Origin of the sequence: Corallococcus exercitus (assembly GCF_003611585.1) — a bacterium.
In the GTDB taxonomy this organism is placed as follows: Bacteria; Myxococcota; Myxococcia; order Myxococcales; family Myxococcaceae; genus Corallococcus; species Corallococcus exercitus.
The window spans coordinates 1-1747 of sequence record NZ_RAVW01000754.1; the positions used below are offsets into that span (position 1 = coordinate 1).

Genomic DNA, 1747 nt, shown 5'->3' on the forward strand with positions numbered 1-1747 from the left:
CGCATGTCTCGTGGGCTCGGAGAGGTGTATAAGAGACAGGTCTCAGGGAGGGGTGGATCCGGCCAACCGGGAGGCCGCCGCGGCGCGGACCTCCGGCGAGGGGTCTCTCTCCCGGGCCAGCTCCAAGAGCAGCGTGCCCACGGGCTTCGGCAGCTTCGCGCTCGCCGCCTGCTGGAGCGCCTGGGTGCGCTCCTTCACGCCCTGCGACAGGCGCTCGGCCACCTGCTGATCCGCGCAGGTGCGGACGCCGGGGTGCTGCTGGCGCAGGAGCAGCTCCGCGTCCGCGAGCTTCGCCTCCGCGAGCCGCACGGCGTCCTGGGCGGTCCGCTCGAAGGTGTCCAGGTCCTCGGGGAACTCCGTCTTCTCGTTGCGGACCCGGGCGATGGCCTGGGCCGCGAAGCGCGCGTCCACCACCGCCGCGCAGAGCTGCCGGGCCGACGCCAGGGGCACCCCACCCTCCGCCGACACGGTCTCCTCGCGCGCGGTCGTCTGCGCCCACACCGCGAGCTGCCGGGCAGCCACCGCGGAGGAGAAGGCCTGATGGCGCTGCTCGCGCAGCTGCACCCAGCGCCAGAGCACCAGCGGATCCGTGCCGCCGGACTCATAGACGCGCTGGTACTGGCTGGCGGCCTGCTCCAGCTGGCCACTCAGGTCCAGGAGCGCCGCGACGGTGATGTACAGCTCCGGGCTGCTGGCGCGCTCGCGCAGGGACTCCAGCCGCACGGCGACCTCATAGGCGGCCACGGGGGCGGGCAGCGCGGAGAGCACCGAGCGCAGCGACGCCAGCGCGTTCTGGCGGATCAGCGGGTTGCGCGCCGTGCGCAGCGCCTCCAGCAGCGGATCCACCGCGCGCACGGAGACGTGCTGGCCCAGCTCCTCCGCCGCCTGCCAGCGGTCCAGCGGATCCGGCGCCACGAGCGCGCGCTTCAGGTCCTCCAGGTCGCGCAGGTAGTGGCCCGCCTGCATCGCGCGGGCGGCGGGCTCCGTGCGGGAGAGGGCGCCCTGCTCGGCGCGGGCGCGGGCCAGGCGCGCGGGGAAGCCCGTCAGCTTGGGCCCCAGCGGATGGGCCTTCACCTTCGCCTCGGCGTCGTCCACCAGGCCGGAGACGAGCAGCCCCTCCACCTCCAGCTCCAGCAGCTTGACGCGCACCTCCTCGCGGTGCGCGCCCGCGGGGAAGTCACGCAGGTAGGCGAAGAGCTTCCCGGCGTCGCTGGCCTGGGCGAAGGACTCGTCGTCCAGCTTGCGCTCCAGCTCCTCGCGGCGGGCGCCCGCGGCCTCTCCCTGGAGGAGCTGCGACACGCGCTTGAGATCGGTGGTCGTCTGGACGTCGCGCTCCTGGGCCGCCTGCAGCCGGGCGCGCGCCTCGTCGCGGTGGGTGCCGTCGGGGTGCTCGGAGAGGAACTGCCGCCACCCGGCCTCCGTGTCCGTCTCCTTCGCCGCGTTGAAGCGCAGGCCCTCCAGCAGCGACTGCGCCCGCTGCCGCTGCGGCGCGTCCGGGTACGTCTCCAGGAAGCGCTTGTAGGCGAGGACCGAGTGCAGCCGCTTCGCCTCGTCGAACTCCAGCCCCTCGATGCGCCCCTGGGCCGTCAGGGCCTCGGGATCATCCGGGTGCTCGCGCAGGAAGTCCTGGTAGGCCTGCACGGTGTCCTGCTCGCTGGCCCGTTCGAAGGACGTGTGCGAGCAACCGGTGGCCAGGAGCACGAGGGCGAGGGCGCGTCGGAAGGTGGGCATTCGCCTCCAGCAATAC

Annotated in this window: 1 protein-coding gene; it reads right to left on the reverse strand. The window is 73.7% G+C overall.

Features of this window, described 5'->3' with window-relative positions; all coding sequences use genetic code 11:
- Positions 1-42 precede the first annotated feature (42 nt).
- A complete protein-coding gene (locus tag D7W79_RS41710; protein WP_120530719.1) occupies positions 43-1731 on the reverse strand; it encodes a HEAT repeat domain-containing protein in 1689 nt (562 codons plus the stop codon).
- Between the last annotated feature and the right edge of the window lie 16 nt (positions 1732-1747).